General features: G+C 71.0%; 9 protein-coding genes. 4 read left to right on the forward strand and 5 right to left on the reverse strand.

The annotated features are described in order from the left end of the window. Nucleotides 1-50: 50 nt before the first annotated feature. Together treS and E6R62_RS18040 are read right to left on the reverse strand one after the other, a co-directional pair. Complete coding sequence (gene treS / locus E6R62_RS18035; RefSeq protein ID WP_136214484.1) at nt 51-1,745, reverse strand: maltose alpha-D-glucosyltransferase; 1,695 nt, start codon at nt 1,743-1,745, stop codon at nt 51-53. After that, nucleotides 1,742-3,736: an alpha-1,4-glucan--maltose-1-phosphate maltosyltransferase gene (locus tag E6R62_RS18040; protein ID WP_136214485.1), complete on the reverse strand. Its 1,995-nt coding sequence runs from the start codon at nt 3,734-3,736 to the stop codon at nt 1,742-1,744. The genes treS and E6R62_RS18040 overlap by 4 nt, the downstream gene beginning before the upstream one ends. A gap of 496 nt (nt 3,737-4,232) precedes the next feature. Between E6R62_RS18040 and glgP the strand changes: the two genes are divergently transcribed. After that, nucleotides 4,233-6,881 carry an alpha-glucan family phosphorylase gene (gene glgP, locus E6R62_RS18045; protein ID WP_136214486.1) on the forward strand — a complete coding sequence of 883 codons (2,649 nt, stop codon included), beginning with the start codon at nt 4,233-4,235 and terminating at the stop codon, nt 6,879-6,881. A 69-nt stretch (nt 6,882-6,950) separates the two neighbouring features. Here the strand turns inward: glgP and E6R62_RS18050 are convergent, their stop codons facing one another. After that, nucleotides 6,951-7,952: an Lrp/AsnC family transcriptional regulator gene (locus E6R62_RS18050; RefSeq protein WP_240801739.1), complete on the reverse strand. Its 1,002-nt coding sequence runs from the start codon at nt 7,950-7,952 to the stop codon at nt 6,951-6,953. A 125-nt stretch (nt 7,953-8,077) separates the two neighbouring features. Between E6R62_RS18050 and E6R62_RS18055 the strand changes: the two genes are divergently transcribed. Then, on the forward strand, nt 8,078-9,598 hold the full coding sequence (locus E6R62_RS18055) for an MFS transporter (protein ID WP_136214488.1): 1,521 nt from the start codon (nt 8,078-8,080) through the stop codon (nt 9,596-9,598). Nucleotides 9,599-9,821: 223 nt separating this feature from the next. Continuing rightward, nucleotides 9,822-10,781 carry a hypothetical protein gene (locus tag E6R62_RS18060; RefSeq protein WP_136214489.1) on the forward strand — a complete coding sequence of 320 codons (960 nt, stop codon included), beginning with the start codon at nt 9,822-9,824 and terminating at the stop codon, nt 10,779-10,781. Between the two features lie 156 nt (nt 10,782-10,937). Here the strand turns inward: E6R62_RS18060 and E6R62_RS18065 are convergent, their stop codons facing one another. Then, nucleotides 10,938-13,205: a M4 family metallopeptidase gene (locus E6R62_RS18065; RefSeq protein ID WP_136214490.1), complete on the reverse strand. Its 2,268-nt coding sequence runs from the start codon at nt 13,203-13,205 to the stop codon at nt 10,938-10,940. 380 nt (nt 13,206-13,585) lie between these two features. Here E6R62_RS18065 and E6R62_RS18070 point away from each other — a divergent pair, with 380 nt between their 5' ends. Next, entirely contained in the window at nt 13,586-15,070 is a 1,485-nt protein-coding gene (locus E6R62_RS18070; RefSeq protein WP_136214491.1) for a sugar transferase, read from the forward strand. A 16-nt stretch (nt 15,071-15,086) separates the two neighbouring features. On the opposite strand, the gene E6R62_RS18075 is transcribed toward E6R62_RS18070, so the two are convergent. After that, a complete protein-coding gene (locus tag E6R62_RS18075) occupies nt 15,087-16,040 on the reverse strand; it encodes a GDP-L-fucose synthase (RefSeq protein WP_136214492.1) in 954 nt (317 codons plus the stop codon). Nucleotides 16,041-16,329: the final 289 nt, after the last annotated feature.

Consider the following 16,329-nt stretch of genomic DNA (forward strand, 5'->3'; position numbering starts at 1 on the left):
CCATTCGCGCGCCCGCCCCGTACCGCCGTTACCCGCTTTTCGGTGCCGAACTACTCACTGCGCAGGCGGAACCACAGAAAGCCATGACCCGCGAGCGTGAGCAGGTACGGCCATTCGCCGATCGGCGGGAACCGCACATCGCCCGTGAGCTCGACGGGCACCCGCCCGTTGAACGACCGCAGGTCGAGCTCGGTGGGCTGCGCGAAGCGCGAGAAGTTGTGTACGCACAGCACCAGGTCGTCCCCGTACTCGCGCAGGAACGCGAGCACCGCCGGGTTGGTCGACGGCAGTTCGGTGTACGACCCCAGTCCGAAGGCGGGGTTCGCCTTGCGGACCTCGATGAGCCGGCGCGTCCAGTGCAGGAGCGAGGAGGGTGATGCCATCGCCGCCTCGACACTGGTGACCTGGTACCCGTAGACGGGGTCCATGATGACCGGCAGGTTCAGCCTGCCCGGATCGCAGGAGGAGAAACCGGCGTTGCGGTCCGGGGTCCACTGCATGGGCGTGCGCACGCCGTCGCGGTCGCCGAGCCAGATGTTGTCGCCCATGCCGATCTCGTCGCCGTAGTAGAGCACCGGCGAGCCGGGCAGCGACAGGAGCAGGGCGGTGAACAGCTCCATCTGGTTGCGGTCGTTGTCCAGGAGCGGGGCGAGCCGGCGTCGGATGCCGATGTTGGCCCGCATCCGCGGGTCCTTGGCGTACTCGGCGTACATGTAGTCGCGCTCTTCGTCGGTGACCATTTCGAGGGTGAGCTCGTCGTGGTTGCGCAGGAAGATGCCCCACTGGCAGTTCGCCGGGATCGCCGGGGTCTTGGCCAGGATTTCGGAGACGGGGTAGCGGGACTCTCTTCGCACGGCCATGAAGATGCGCGGCATGACGGGGAAGTGGAACGCCATGTGGCACTCGTCCCCGCCCTTGGTGAAGTCGCCGAAGTAGTCGACCACGTCCTCGGGCCACTGGTTGGCCTCGGCGAGCAGGACGGTGTCGGGGTAGTGCGCGTCGATCTCGGCCCGGACCCGCTTGAGGAGCGCGTGGGTGCGCGGGAGGTTCTCGCAGTTGGTGCCCTCCTCGGCGTAGAGGTAGGGCACGGCGTCGAGCCGGAATCCGTCGATGCCGAGGTCCAACCAGAAGCGCAGCGCCGAGATGATCTCCTCGACCACGGCCGGGTTCTCGTAGTTCAGGTCCGGCTGGTGCGAGAAGAAGCGGTGCCAGTAGTACTGCTTGCGCAGGGGGTCGTACGTCCAGTTCGAGGTCTCGGTGTCGACGAAGATGATGCGGGCGTCCTGGTACTGCTTGTCGTTGTCGGCCCACATGTAGTAGTCGCCGTACGGCCCGTCCGGGTCCTTGCGCGACTGCTGGAACCACTCGTGCTGGTCGCTCGTGTGGTTCATGACGAAGTCGATGATCACGCGCATGCCGCGCTGGTGCGCGGCGTCCACGAACTCGACGAAGTCGGCGAGGTCACCGAACTCCGGCAGCACGGAGGTGTAGTCGGAGACGTCGTAGCCCCCGTCGCGCAGCGGTGACGCGAAGAACGGCGGAAGCCAGAGGCAGTCCACACCCAGCCACTGGAGGTAGTCGAGTTTGGAGGTGAGGCCCTGTAGGTCGCCCACGCCGTCGCCGTTGCTGTCCTGGAAGGAGCGGACGAGGACTTCGTAGAAGACCGCCCGCTTGAACCAGTCGGGGTCGCGGTCCTTGGCGGGGGTGTCCTCGAACGTGTCGTGGACGGGATCGTTGATCATCATGTGATGGGTGACCCTCCGGTGGGCGGGGACGGTCGCAGAGCGGCCAGCACGTGCGCGGGTGTCCGACCCGGCTCCAGACGCACGTAGTTCGCCCTGCCCCAGTGATAGGTCTCGCCGGTGAGCTCGTCGCGCACCGCGAGGGACCCGTGCCAGTCGAGGCCGAGTACCGGCATGTCCAACGAGACTGTCGCCTCCTGGGTGTGGTGCGGATCGAGGTTGACGACCACCAGTACGGAATTGGCTCCGGCGTGCTTCGAATAGGCGATCACCTGTTCGTTGTCGGTCGAATGGAAGTGCAGGTCGCGCAGCTGCTGGAGGGCGGGATTGCGGCGGCGGACCCGGTTCAGGGTGGTGATCAGCGGGGCGATGGTGCGGCCCTCGCGGTCGGCGGCGGCCCAGTCGCGTGGCCGGAACTCGTACTTCTCGGAGTTCAGGTACTCCTCGCTGCCCGGCTTGACCGGTTCGTTCTCGCAGAGCTCATATCCGGCGTAGACCCCCCAGGTGGGGGAGAGGGTGGCGGCGAGCACGGCCCGCACCTCGAAGGCCGGCCGTCCGCCGTGCTGAAGGTACTCGTGCAGGATGTCCGGCGTGTTGACGAAGAAATTCGGCCGCATGACGGCCGCGGAGTGGTCGTCGACGAGCTCCGTCAGGTACTCGGTCAGCTCCGCCTTGGAGTTGCGCCAGGTGAAGTAGGTGTAGGACTGCTGGAAGCCGACGGAGGCCAGGGCGCGCATCATCGCGGGACGCGTGAACGCCTCCGCCAGGAAGATCACATCGGGGTCCGTCTTGTTGATGTCCGCGATCACCTTCTGCCAGAACACGACAGGTTTGGTGTGCGGATTGTCGACGCGGAAGATCCGGACGCCGTGGTCCATCCAGTGCCGCAGGATACGGACCGTTTCCTCGACGATGCCGGCCATGTCGGTGTCGAAGTGGATCGGGTAGATGTCCTGGTACTTCTTCGGCGGGTTCTCGGCGTACGCGATCGTCCCGTCCGCTCGGTGGCGGAACCACTCCGGCCGCTTCTCCACCCACGGGTGGTCGGGCGAGCACTGGAGCGCGAAGTCGAGGGCGATCTCCATCCGGAGCTCCCGGGCCCGTGCCACGAAGGCGTCGAAGTCCTCGATGGTGCCCAGCTCGGGGTGGACGGCGTCGTGGCCGCCCTCGGTGGACCCGATGGCCCATGGCACGCCCGGGTCCCAACTACCGGCCGAGAGCGTGTTGTTCGGCCCCTTGCGCCAGGTGCTGCCGATGGGGTGGATCGGCGGCAGGTAGACGACGTCGAAGCCCATCGCGGCGATCGCCGGCAGCCGCTCGGCGGCGGTCCGGAAGGTCCCGCTCACCGGAGCCGAGCCCGGCTCCACCACGGCTCCCTCGGACCGGGGGAACATCTCGTACCAGGAGCCGAAGAGGGCGCGCTTGCGCTCGACGAGCAGCGGCAGCGGCTTCGCGGCGCTGACCAGCTCCCGGTACGGGCGCCGCGCGAGGGCTTCGGTCACGGGCGCCGCGAGGGCGGCCGCGTACCGCACCGAGACCTCCCGGTCCTCGTCGCGCATCGCCTCGGCGGCGGCCAGCACATGCGCGCGTCCGTCCTTCTTGGGGATCTTCGAGCCGGCCCGCGCGTACAGTTCCGCGCCTTCGAGCAACATCAGCCCCGTGTCGATCCCCGCCGGGATCTTGATGGCGGCGTGCGCCCGCCAGGTGGCGATGGGGTCGCTCCACGCCTCGACGGTGTAGGTCCACCGTCCCTCGGTGTCGGCGGATACCCGGGCACCCCACCGGTCGGTCCCGGGAGCGAGTTCGCGCATGGGCACGGGCGGTCGCAGCCGTCCGCTCGGATCTCGGAGCACGACGTGGGCCGAGACGGCGTCGTGGCCCTCGCGGAACACGGTGGCCGAGATCCGGAAGACCTCGTCCACGACCGCCTTGGCGGGTCTGGCGCCGCAGTCGACGGCGGGGCGGACGTCCAGCACGGGAATGCGACCGATCATGATGGGATCACCTGGAGGCAGTTCGCGGGGCTCGGTGGCAACGGTCCGGCTGACGGGGCAGCCGGCAGTGCACGCTCTGTTCGCTCTGTTTCTAGCCGTTCAGAAGACGGCTGGGCTGCGGGCATGGCCGCTCCTGTCCGCGTTCACTCGGGTGGCGGGAGGTGGTGGGCGGTGTGCGCAGTGCGTGTACCCGGGGAGCCCTTCCCACTCTCGTTCCGCCCAATCCGCGTGCTTGGTTAACTACTCGTACGTAGTGGCACGCCGATAACCAAGCCCCGGCTCGACATTCACCGAGGCTCCGTCAAGTCGGCTGTGGACTCCCGGACCTACACCGGTATACCGCGTTCGCGGCCCGCTCGCGCGTCGGCGCCGTGGCGGTGCGGTCCGGTTGCCGGCTAGCCTCGTGGCTCCGGAAGTGGACCGAAGTGGACGGATGCGCGGGTGCACAGCGTGGTGCGCCCGCTCCGATCCGCGATCCCCTGCGAAGGTGGAACACGTGAAGGCTATCCGTCGATTCACCGTGCGTCCCGTTCTCCCCGAGCCGCTGCTGCCACTCGCCGACCTCGCGCGCAACCTGCGCTGGTCTTGGCACGCGGAAACCCGCGAACTCTTCCAATCCGTCGATCCCGAGGGCTGGCAGGCCGCTGCCGGCGATCCCGTGCGACTGCTCGGCGCCGTGTCCGCCGGCCGTCTGGCCGAGCTCGCCGGCGACCGGCGGTTCCTGCGACGGCTCGCCGTGGCCGCCGCCGACCTCGATGACTACGTCCACGGCGGGAGGTGGTACCAGACCCACGAGAACGGTGGGGACCTGCCCGCCGCCATCGCCTACTTCTCGCCGGAATTCGGCATCACCGCAGCCCTCCCGCAGTACTCCGGCGGGCTCGGCATCCTGGCCGGCGACCACCTCAAGGCCGCCAGCGACCTCGGCGTCCCGCTCATCGGCGTGGGACTGCTCTACCGTCACGGCTACTTCCGCCAGTCGCTCTCCCGCGACGGCTGGCAGCAGGAGCACTATCCCGTCCTCGACCCCAACGAGCTCCCCGTCGCCCTCGTGCGCGAGGCCGACGGTACGCCCGCCCGAGTGGCCCTCGGCCTACCCGGCGGGCGGTCATTGCACGCGCACATCTGGCAAGCCCGCGTCGGGCGGGTCCCGCTGCTGCTCCTCGACTCCGACGTCGAGGACAACGACACCGCCGCCCGCGAGGTGACCGACCGTCTCTACGGAGGCGGCAGCGACCACCGACTCCTCCAGGAGATGCTGCTCGGGATCGGCGGGGTCCGCGCGGTACGGACGTACTGCCGGCTGACCGGGCATGCCGACCCCGAGGTGTTCCACACCAATGAGGGACACGCCGGATTCCTCGGTCTCGAACGCATAAGGGAACTCGAAGGAGAACAGGGACTCGGCTTCGACGCCGCCCTGGAGGCGGTCCGCGCCGGCACCGTGTTCACCACGCACACCCCCGTCCCCGCCGGCATCGACCGCTTCGACCGCGCCCTGGTCGCCCGACACTTCGGGGAGGGCGGCGAGCTGCCCGGAGTGCCCGTCGAGCGAATCCTCGAACTGGGCGCGGAGTCCTACCCCGGTGGCGATCCCGGCGTGTTCAACATGGCCGTGATGGGCCTGCGCCTCGCCCAGCGCGCCAACGGCGTCTCCACCCTCCACGGCGCCGTCAGCAGGGGCATGTTCGCCGGGCTGTGGCCCGGCTTCGACCCGGTCGACGTGCCGATCACCTCCATCACCAACGGCGTGCACGCGCCGACCTGGGTGGCGCCCGAGGTGATGCGGCTCGGCGCGCGCCAGATCGGGGCCGGGCGGACCGAGGACGCGCTGTCCGTCGGCGGCTCCCCGCGCTGGGACGCCGTGGCGGGCATCGCCGACCAGGAGGTCTGGGACCTGCGCCGGGTGCTGCGCGAACAACTGGTCCAGGAGGTGCGCGACCGGCTGCGGGCGTCCTGGAAGCAGCGCGGGGCGGCGGACGCCGAACTGGGCTGGGTCGACTCCGTACTCGACCCGGACGTGTTGACCATCGGCTTCGCCCGCCGGGTCCCGTCCTACAAGCGGCTCACGCTGATGCTGCGAGACCCGGAGCGGCTGCGCCGCCTGCTGCTGGACCCGGACCGGCCGGTACAGATCGTGGTCGCGGGCAAGGCGCACCCCGCCGACGACGGGGGCAAGCGCCTCGTCCAGGAACTGGTGCGGTTCTCCGACGACCCCCGGGTGCGGCACCGGATCGTCTTCCTGCCCGACTACGGCATGGCCATGGCGCAGAAGCTCTACCCGGGCTGCGACATCTGGCTGAACAATCCGCTGCGCCCGCTGGAGGCCTGCGGCACGAGCGGCATGAAGGCGGCGCTCAACGGCTGCCTCAACCTGTCCGTGCTGGACGGTTGGTGGGACGAGTGGTTCGAGCCGGACTTCGGCTGGGCCATCCCCACCGCCGACGGGGCCGGCACGGACGTGGACCGGCGTGACGACCTGGAGGCGAACGCCCTCTACGAGCTGATCGAGAGCCGGGTCGCACCCCGCTTCTACGACCGGGCCGGGCGCAGCGGACTGCCCGAGCGGTGGATCGAGATGGTCCGGCGCACCCTGGTATCCCTGGGACCGAAGGTTCTCGCGGGACGGATGGTGCGGGAGTACGTGGAGCGGCTCTACGCGCCCGCCGCGCTCGCACACCGTGCACTCGTCCCCGAGGCGGCGCGGGACCTCGCCTGGTGGAAGGGCCGGGTCCGCGCGGCCTGGCCCCGGGTCGCCGTCGAGCACGTGGAGGCGCTCGCCGCCGCCCCCGTCGGCGGGACCGCCGAGCTGGGGGCGACCCTCACCCTCCGGGTGCGGGTCGCACTGGACGCGCTCGTGCCGGACGACGTCGAGGTGCAGGCCGTCGCGGGCCGGGTGGACGCCCAGGACGTGATCCAGGGCGCCCGGACCTTCCCGCTGAAGCCGGCCTCCGGGCCGGACCTGGAGGGCCGCTGGGTGTACGAGGGTCCGCTCGCCCTCGACCGTACGGGGCCCTACGGCTATACCGTGCGCATCCTGCCCGCGCACCCGCTGCTGGCGAGCCCGGCCGAACTCGGTCTGGTCGCCGGGCCCCCGGACGCCGGTGTCGAAACCGACGCGGTGGGCGGGGTCCTGCTGAGGTGAGGCCCGGGGGACGGGCGGCGGGTGGCCGCCGGGACGAGTCCCGGCGGCGCCCGGCCGCACGGGCGGGACTCACAGGTCGATCAGCCGTCCGTCCTCCACCAGCATCCCGGCCCGCTTGATGTTGCGCAGGGTCGGGATCACCTCCACCCGCTCGATGCCCGGCACGGCACCGATCCGCTCCGTCAGATAGGTGTACAGCGCGTCCGTGTCCCGGCAGACCACGACGGCCACCAGGTTCGCCGCCCCGGTCACCGCGGCCGCGAAGGGCACCTCCTCGTGCCGGGCGACCGCCGCGCCCGCCTCCGCCAGCCGGGCGGGCGCCGCGGTCAGCATCAAGGTGGCCTCCGCCTCGTAGCCGAGCCGGGTGGGGACGAGCTCCACGTCCAGGTACAGCGTCCCGAGCTCCCGCAGCCGCTCCAACCGGCGGCGCGCGGTGGACTCCGACAGGCCCGAGGCACGCGCCAGTTCGGGATAGCCGGCCCTCCCGTCCCGGCCGAGCACCGACAGCAGCGCCAGCTCGGCCTCGTCGAGGCTGTGGCGCTCCGGCCCCGGCACGACCGGCGGCCGCGCCAGCGCCGCGACCTGCTCGGGCCGCAGCACGTCCAGTCCGCACCACCGTTCCGGGCCGCCGACGAAGACCCGCAGCAGGGTGTGGGCGCTGACCCCGGTCACCCTGCGGGTACGGGGGAGCTTCTCCAGCAGCAGACCGTCGCGGTCCGCGCGGGTGCGCGCCTTGGTCAGGCAGTGGATCTCCGTCCCGCCGGAGCCCAGCTTCACCCAGGAGATGTCCGGCCGGCGGGCCAACGCCCCGGCCACCACCAGGGCCGCGTCGGGCGCGCACTGCACGCGCAGCCACGACTCGAACAGCCCGACGCGGCGGCCCTGGAGGAGCCCGATCACCCGGATCACCCCGCCGGAGCGCAGCCGCCGGTATCGGCGCACCACCGTCTGGTCGGAGACCTCCAGCACTTCCGCGAGCCGGCTGAAAGGGACCCGCCCGTCGATCATCAGTGCCTGGATCAAGGAGCGGTCGAGGAGGTCGAGCTCCTCGTTCGGTGCGGTCCGGTTCATGGTTTCCATCATCCCAGGGCCGATGATGACGGAAATCCGGCGGCGAACGGGTTGCGGGTGGGGGGTCAGGGGTGCGGTCGGCGACCGTGGGGTCACCGAACCAACACCTCGACGAGGAGAGAACCATGCGCAAGTGGCTGCCGTTGACGGCGGTCTGTCTGGGAGCCTTCATGCTCCTGGTCGACGTCACGATCGTGACCGTCGCCCTGCCGGACATGGCCGCCGACATGCACACCGGGTTCTCCGCCCTCCAATGGGTCATGGACATATACGCCCTGGCGCTGGCCGCGCTGCTGCTCGGCGCCGGCTCCCTCGCCGACCGGATCGGCCGCCGCCGGGTCTACCTCGGCGGCCTCGTGGTCTTCGCCGCCGCCTCGCTCGCCTGCGGCCTGGCCACCGGACCGGCCGCCCTGATCGCCTTCCGCGCGGTGCAGGGCTTCGGCGGCGCCGCGATGTTCGCCACCACCATGGCCCTGCTCAGCGCCGCCTACCAGGGCCGCGACCGGGGGATCGCCTTCGGTGTGTGGGGCGCGGTCAACGGGGCGGCCGCCGCGGCCGGGCCGATCATCGGCGGGTTGCTGACCGAGCACTTCGGCTGGCGCTGGATCTTCTACATCAACCTGCCCGTCTGCGCCGTCGCGGTGTACGTCACCCTCAAGGCCGTCACCGACACCCGTGACCCGAACGCCAAGGGCCTCGACCTCCCCGGGATGGCGGCCTTCACGGCCGGCGCGGGTGCCGTCACGTACGGGCTGATCCGGGCCGGCGAGAACGGCTGGACGTCCGCCGCCACCCTGGGCCTCCTCGGCCTCGGCGTGGTCGCCTTCGCCGTCTTCGTCCTCGTCGAACTGCGCACCCCCCACCCCATGCTCGACCTCTCGCTGTTCCGCAGCGGGACTTTCGTCGGCGTCATGGCCGCCGCGTTGCTGCTGTCCGGGGCCGCGTTCTCGTACCTGATGTACGTCTCCCTCTGGCTCCAGTCCGTCGAGGGGATGAGCCCCGTGGGCGCGGGCCTGGTGGTGGTACCGATGAGCCTGGCCGCCTTCCTCGTCTCGGCCCTGGCCGGGCGGCTCCTGCACGGGGCCCCGGCGCGGCTGACCATCGGCGGTGGAGGGGCGCTGATCGGGGTGGGCGCACTGCTCCAGGCGTGGATGTTGGACGCCGGTGACGGCTGGCGGGCACTGGTCCCCGGCCTGTTGGTGACGGGCGCCGGGGTGGGCGTGGCGATCCCGGCGCTGGCGGCCGCGGTGATGGGGGCGGTGGCCCCGGCCCGGGCGGGCATGGCCGGGGGCGCGCTGAACACGGCGCGCCAGTTGGGCATGGCCTTCGGCATCGCGGTGCTCGGTTCCCTCTTCCACTCCGGGCTGGCGGACGGCCTCGCCGACTCCGGTCGGGCGCGCGACACCGCCGAGACGCTGGCATCGGGCGGGGCGGGGCGGTTGCTGGCGACGGCCCCGGCGGCCAAGGCGTGGGTGGAGGCGGCCTTCGTGGACGGGCTGCGCGAAACCTTCCTCGCCGCGGGCGTGATGGGGCTGGTGGGCGCCCTCGCCGTCGCCCTGCTGATCCGTTCGGCGGGGCGGAGCGAGGTCGGGGCGAAGCCGGGTGACCGGCCCGCCGAGGCCGTCATCGCCCCGGAGCGGGTCTGAGGGGCGTTCCGACGTGCCCCGGACGAGGGGCGAGCGGGGGGCGGGCACCGGGTTTCGGCACCGGACGCGGTGACTGCCGTATGGGCGCGGTGGACCGATCCGGGAGGGTGAACCTTCGAACGCGCTGGGCATGCTGAATCGTTTCGTCTGATCTGTCCGCTCCTACGCTGCCCGCTGAATGCCACCGGACCGGCATTCCAGCCGATCAGAGAACGGACTCTTCATGCGTGCTCGTACCACCGCCGCCGCACTCCTGGGTGCTCTCGCGCTCGTTCTGCCCACCGCCGGCACCTCGCTGGCGGTCGACCACGACGACGATGACGGCCGCCGCTCGCTGGGCCGCCTGGAGTACCTCGTCGACGACGACGATGACGGCGGCGACGAGCACCGCCAGATCCGCCCGGCGGACAACGACACCTGCTACCGACTGACGGGCACCTCCTGGGAGAACCCGGCGATCTCCGTGCGCAACGAGACGGAGTCGCTGGCGGTGCTGTTCCGGGACCGGGACTGCGGCGAGCGCGCGGAGCGGGTGCTGGAGCCGGGGGAGCGCGCGCACGGTGTGCAGGTCCGCTCCGTGCTCTTCAAGCCGGTGGACGACGACAACGACGGTCGCCACGAGGGTCGTCACGACGGGCGGGGCGACGGGCGTGACGACGACGACTTCGGCAACGGGGACGAGGACCGCGGCCGTCACGACGCCCGGCCGGGTCTGCCGGGGGCGATGCACCACAACGGCGCCAAGCCGGCCGCGCACCACATGGTGAAGCCGCGCATGGACGAGCCCGGATCGCAGCAGGCCCGCGAGGAGCAGGCGCCCGTGGACCAGCCCCGTGACGAGCAGGCCCGTGACGAGCAGCAGATGCGTGACGAGCAGGGCCGTGACGAGCAGGCCCGTGACGAGCAGGGCCGTGACGAGCAGGCCCGCCAGGACCAGCCCCGTGACGAGCAGGCGCGCGACGAGCAGCAGATGCGCGACGAGCAGGCCCGCCAGGACCAGGCCCGGCACGAGGAGCAGGCGCGTCAGGAGGAGGCCCGGCGGGACGAGCAGGCCCGGCAGGAACAGCAGATGCGTGACGAGCAGCGGATGCGCGACGAGCAGGCCCGTCAGGAAGAGGAGCAGGGCCGGCCCGACGAGCAGGGTGCCGACATGTTCGACCGTATCTTCCGCTCCATCGGCTGACCCGACACCGCGCGACGGGAGAGCCCGGCACCCCCGTGGGTGCCGGGCTCTCCCGCGTCGTGGAACAGGGCCGCCCGGGGAGGTCGTCTCCCGGGCGGCCCCGCGATCAATCGGTCGAGCCGGCGATCGGCCCGGCCCCCGTCACCCCGGTAGGGGTCAGAACGTGAGCTTCCAACTGTTGATGTAGCCGGTGTCCGCGGCGGCGAGGTCCGCCACCCGCAGCTTCCAGACACCCTGCGCGACCTCGGAGGAGGCGTTCACGGTGAAGCTCTGGACGATGTTGTCCGCGCTGCCGCCGGTGCGGTTGCGCAGGTTGTAGACGGAGCCGTCGGGGGCGACCAGGTCGACCCGCAGGTCACCGACGTAGGTGTGGACGATGTTGACGTCCACCTTGAGGGTGCTCGGGGCGTTGCCCGTGCGGGTCACCGTGATCGGGGACTCGACGGTCGAGTTGTCCGCGATCTGGTAGTCGTTCGTGTTCTCGAACACGCTCTGCTCGACCGTGCCGACGGTCCAGGTGAAGGACGCCGTACCCGTCTTGCCCGCGGAGTCGGTCACCGTGACGGTCACGTTGGACGTGCCCGCGGTGGTGGCGGTGCCCGAGATCAGACCCGTCGAGGAGTTGATCGACAGGCCGGCCGGCAGACCGGTCGCCGCGTAGCTCAGCGCACCCGCGTTGGTGCTGGTCGCCTGGACCTGAAGGCTCACGGCGGTGTTGACCTGGGTGGTCTGGTTGGCGATCGGGGTCACCGAGACGCCGGAGGTGATGCGGGCCCCGACGTTGATGCCGGCCCAGGCGTTGGCCACGTTGTTGTACGTGGTCGAGCCCTGGCCGTACAGGTCGGCGGCAGCCTGCAGCGTCGCCGTACGGGCGGCGGCGTAGTTCGTGTTCGACTTGAAGTAGCCGACCGTCAGCGCGCGGAACCAGATCTTCGCGGCGGCGTCGCGGCCGATCGCGGTGACCGGGAGGTTGTCCGAGGTCGGCGAGTTGTAGCTGACGCCGTTGATGACCTTGGCGCCGGAGCCCTCGGACATCAGGTAGAAGACGTGGTTCGCCGGGCCCGAGGAGTAGTGGACGTCGAGTCCGCCGAGGCTGGAGGACCAGTAGTCCTTCGACCCGCCGTCCTTGCTCGGCTTGTCCATGTAGCGCAGCGGGGTGCCGTCGCCGTTGATGTCGATCTTCTCGCCGACCAGGTAGTCGCCGACGTCCTGCGGGTTGTTGGCGTAGAACTCGACGTTCGCCGCCATGATGTCGGAGGTCGCCTCGTTCAGACCGCCGGGCTCACCGCTGTAGGTCATGTTGCCGGTGACCGAGGTCAGACCGTGCGTCATCTCGTGCGCGGCCACGTCGATGGACGTCAGCGGGTGCGTGTTGCTGGTGCCGTCGCCGTACGTCATGCAGAAGCAGCCGTCGTCCCAGAACGCGTTCACGTACGCGTTGCCGTAGTGGACGCGGCTGTACGGGGCGACGCCGTCGTTGCGCAGACCGTTGCGGCCGTGCACGTTCTTGTAGTAGTCCCACGTCAACTGGGCGCCGTAGTGGGCGTCCGCGGCCGCGGTCGCCCGGTTGGAGGCGGCGCCGTTGCCCCAGACGTCGGTGGTGTTGGTGAAGAGCGTCCCCGTGCCGGAGCTGCCGCCGTTGAGGTCGTAGGTCTTGTGTCCACCGCGGCCCGCGTCGGTCAGCGTGTAGTTGCTGCCCGACTGCGAGGTGCCCAGCGTGACCTGGCCGCTGTACATGGTGTTGCCGGTGCCGGTCTCGATGGCCTGCCACTGGGTGATCTTCGCGCCGGTCTTGGCGTCGGTGACCACGTGCAGTTCGCTCGGGGTGCCGTCGTCCTGGAGGCCGCCGACGACGGTCTCGAAGGCGAGGACGGGCGCGCCTTCGGCGGCCCAGATCACCTTGCGGGCGCTCTTCGAGGGCTTGGCCTGCTTGGCGCCCGCGGCGTTGGCGGAGGAGACGGCCTGGCTCTCGGCCGCCGAGGGGGCGACCGAGGGGCTGGTGTCCGCCACCTGGATCACGTGGTTGGTGGCCTTGGTCACGCTCTTGGTGACCCCGCCCTTGGCGTGGACCGTCAGGTCACCGCCGAGCACGGGTATGCCGTCGTAGGTGCGCTCGTACGTGGTGTGGGTGGTGCCGTCAGTGTCCTGGACCACGTCGCGGACGACCAGGCGCTCCTTGCCGCCGAGGCCGAGGGCCTTGGCCGCCTGCACCGTGGTCGAGTTGGCGTCGGCGAGGAGCGTCGCACGCTCCGAAGCGCTGAGTAGGCGGGCGGCCGCGCCCGGGTTGGGCTGAGCCGCCTTGGAAGACTGCGACGCGTTGGCGTCGGCGTTGGCGGTTCCGGCCTGAATGCCTACGGCGAGCATGGCGGCGGCGGCGACGAGGGCGCCGGCCGCGGTGGCACGCCGCTGGGGGGTGGCTCTCAACGCAAACTCCTTCTGCAAGGGGGTTCCGAAAGGCTGGGTGGGCCTCCGGGCAGATCAGGGTTGGTGCGATGAACGGTCGAAGAGTGTCACCTGTGGACGTCGATGTCAGGGCCACATCAAAAGGTTGGCCGGAAACGGTCCGTTGTCCGAAGAGACGTATCCGGTATCCGAACCATTCACTTTTGCGTGAGAGAGGAGGGCGAAACATACGGAACACCAGATACCGGTTGCTAACACTTGAGCAACGAGTAGCTCCGTTAACGCAAACGGCATTTACCGTACGGGTGTTTGTCGTACTGTTTCCCGGTGCGTCAGATGCTCGTCGCCAGGGGAAGCCGCGGGCACACGCCACTGTCATAGACCACGTGCCAGGGGGGCCCATGAGGCATGTCCATTTTCCTGCGCAAAGAGTGGCCGGGGCGGCCGTTGATCCGGCCGAGCCGACGTCCGCGCCTCCGCGTCGACTCGGCGACAAGGCGCGCTGGTACCTCCCCGCGGCGGTCACGGCCGACTTCCTCGGCGCCGCGGTTCCCGTGGGCCTCGTCTTCGACGCGGCGCAGCAGGCCCGGCCCGTCTACTGCGCGGTCGGTTCGGCCCTCGCGTGGACCGCGGTACAGGCGCTGCGTCGACGGTACGCGACCCGGACGCTCGGTGAATCCCGGGGGGTACTGCCCGTCGTCCACGACTGGCTGATATTGATCGGCGTGCTCGCCGTCGCCCGCGTGGTGACCGGTGAGAGCACCCCGCGACTGGCGGCGCTGGGCGCGCTGTTGCCCGCCCTGCTCGTCACCGTCGCCTGCCACAAGCTCACCTACCGCCACCTCTTTGCCGCCCGCCGCGAGGCCCAGGCGGTCAGCCGGGTCCTGGTCGTCGGCGAACCCGAGGCGGCCGAAGGCGTGATCGCCCACCTCGCCTCGCGCACCGACCACCCCTACGTCGTCGTCGGGGTCGTCCCGGTCGGCGCGGGGCGGCTCGACAGCGGGGTACCCGTCGCGACCCGGCTGGGCGCGACCCCGCAGGGCCCGAACACCGACGCCACCGCCGTACTGGGCGCCGTACGCAGCCACCACGCCGACCTGGTGCTCGTCGCCCCGGGCGTGCGCATCGCCGGGGAGCGGCTGCGCCGGGTCGCCTGGGCACTGCACGACGCCGGCCTCGAACTGGCCGTCTTCCCGGGCCTGGTGGAGATATCCGTCAAACGGCTGGAGACGCTCACCGCGGGCGGCCTCGCCGTGTTGCGGATCGCGCCGCCGGTGCGCAGGGGGGTGCAGACGCTGCTCAAGTCGGCCCTGGACCGGGCGGGGGCCGCCGTCGGGCTGCTGTTGCTGTCGCCGCTCTTCCTCGCGCTCGTGTTGGCGATACGTTTCGGCTCGCGCGGCCCGGCCTTCTACAGCCAGCGCCGGATCGGGCGCGACGGGGTCCCGTTCGTGATGTGGAAGTTCCGCACGATGGTCGTGGACGCCGACCGGTTGAAGCCCGGGCTGGAAGGGGCCAACGAGAACGACGGCCTGATGTTCAAGATGCGCCGTGACCCGCGCGTCACCCGGGTGGGACGGCTGCTGCGCCGCACCTCGCTGGACGAACTGCCGCAACTGTTCAACGTGTTGACGGGCAGCATGTCGCTGGTCGGCCCGCGACCGCCGCTCCCGGACGAGGTGGCGCGGTACGACGAGGTGGAGCTGCGCCGGCTGAGCGTGCGTCCCGGTATGACGGGCCTGTGGCAGATCAGCGGTCGGTCGGACCTGTCCTGGGACGAAACGATTCAGCTCGATCTGCAGTACGTCGACAACTGGTCCTTCACCAGCGACGTCGACGTCATGGGCCGTACGCTCCGCGCCGTCGTCGACGGCCGCGGGGCGTACTGAGGGGCCGGCCTTGCGATCAGCGAGTCGTCCGCGAGTCGAGCCACCAGCGGTAGGTGGACGCGATCCCGTCGCGCAGCGGGATGCCGGGCTTCCAACCCAGCGAGGTCAGGCGGGTGACGTCCAGCAGTTTGCGGGGCGTCCCGTCGGGCTTGGAGGTGTCCCAGGCGAGCCGGCCCTCGAAGCCGGTCACCTCGGCGACCGTCTCGGCCAGTGCCTTGATGGTGAGGTCCTCGCCGCAGCCGATGTTGACGGGCTCGTCGCCGTCGTAGCTCTCCAGCAGGACCGCGCAGGCGGCCGCGAGGTCGTCGACGTGCAGGAACTCGCGTCGTGGGGTGCCCGATCCCCACAGCGTGACCTCCTCGCGCCCCTCGGCCGCAGCCTCGTGGAAGCGCCGGATCAGCGCGGGCAGGACGTGCGAGGACTCCAGGTCGAAGTTGTCCCCGGGGCCGTAGAGGTTCGTGGGCATGGCCGAGATGTACGAGGCGCCGTACTGCTTGCGGTACGACTGCACCTGCACGATGCCGGCGATCTTGGCGAGGGCGTAGGCCTCGTTGGTCGGCTCCAGCGGGCCGGTCAGCAGGGCGTCCTCGCTGATCGGCTGTGGCGCCAGCTTCGGGTAGATGCAGGACGAGCCGAGGAACAGCAGCCGACCCACCCCGGCGGCGTGGGCCCCGGAGATGACGCTGAGCTGGATCCGGAGGTTGTCCTCCAGGAACTGCACCGGGTAGGTGCTGTTGGCCATGATCCCGCCGACCTTGGCGGCGGCCAGCACCACGGCGTCCGGGCGGGCGTCCCGCAGGTACGCCTCGGTGGCGGCGCCGTCGCGCAGGTCGAGCTCGGCGCGGCTGCGGGTGAGCACCTCGTGGCCGTCGGCGGTCAGCCGTCGGGCGACCGCGGACCCCACGAGGCCGCGGTGTCCGGCGACGAAGACGCGGGCGTGCGGGGGCAGGAGCGGCAGCGAACTTGTCATACCGCCGATGATGCCAGTCCGCCGTCGCGGTTTTCCGCGGAGGTGGCCGCCCGGCCGGAACGCGCCCGTCCAGGCCCCTCGGAGCGCCCGACGGCCCGGCGACCCGGGCCCGATGCGGCGCGAGGGGTTCCGGACCAGCCGTGTACGGTACCCATCCGGCCCACGGCCCCGGCCCCGCGGCCGGCCGCCCGGGCCGCCCGGCGCGGTCCGCCCGGCCGTCCACGGCCCGGGCGTCGGCCACGCGGAGGACCGGCCGGGGACCCGCCCGGCGAAGGAACCCCGGGGTACG

The sequence above is a fragment of the Streptomyces sp. A1136 genome (genome assembly GCF_004795055.1).
Lineage (GTDB): Bacteria > Actinomycetota > Actinomycetes > Streptomycetales > Streptomycetaceae > Streptomyces.

Excerpts from the sequence above, each read along its gene's own strand:
- E6R62_RS18060 (WP_136214489.1), top strand. The coding sequence starts at position 9,822 with ATGCGTGCTCGTACCACCGCCGCCGCACTCCTGGGTGCTCTCGCGCTC.
- E6R62_RS18040 (WP_136214485.1), bottom strand. The coding sequence starts at position 3,736 with ATGATCGGTCGCATTCCCGTGCTGGACGTCCGCCCCGCCGTCGACTGC.
- E6R62_RS18050 (WP_240801739.1), bottom strand. The coding sequence starts at position 7,952 with ATGAACCGGACCGCACCGAACGAGGAGCTCGACCTCCTCGACCGCTCC.
- E6R62_RS18055 (WP_136214488.1), top strand. The coding sequence starts at position 8,078 with ATGCGCAAGTGGCTGCCGTTGACGGCGGTCTGTCTGGGAGCCTTCATG.
- treS (WP_136214484.1), bottom strand. The coding sequence starts at position 1,745 with ATGATGATCAACGATCCCGTCCACGACACGTTCGAGGACACCCCCGCC.
- E6R62_RS18070 (WP_136214491.1), top strand. The coding sequence starts at position 13,586 with ATGAGGCATGTCCATTTTCCTGCGCAAAGAGTGGCCGGGGCGGCCGTT.
- E6R62_RS18075 (WP_136214492.1), bottom strand. The coding sequence starts at position 16,040 with ATGACAAGTTCGCTGCCGCTCCTGCCCCCGCACGCCCGCGTCTTCGTC.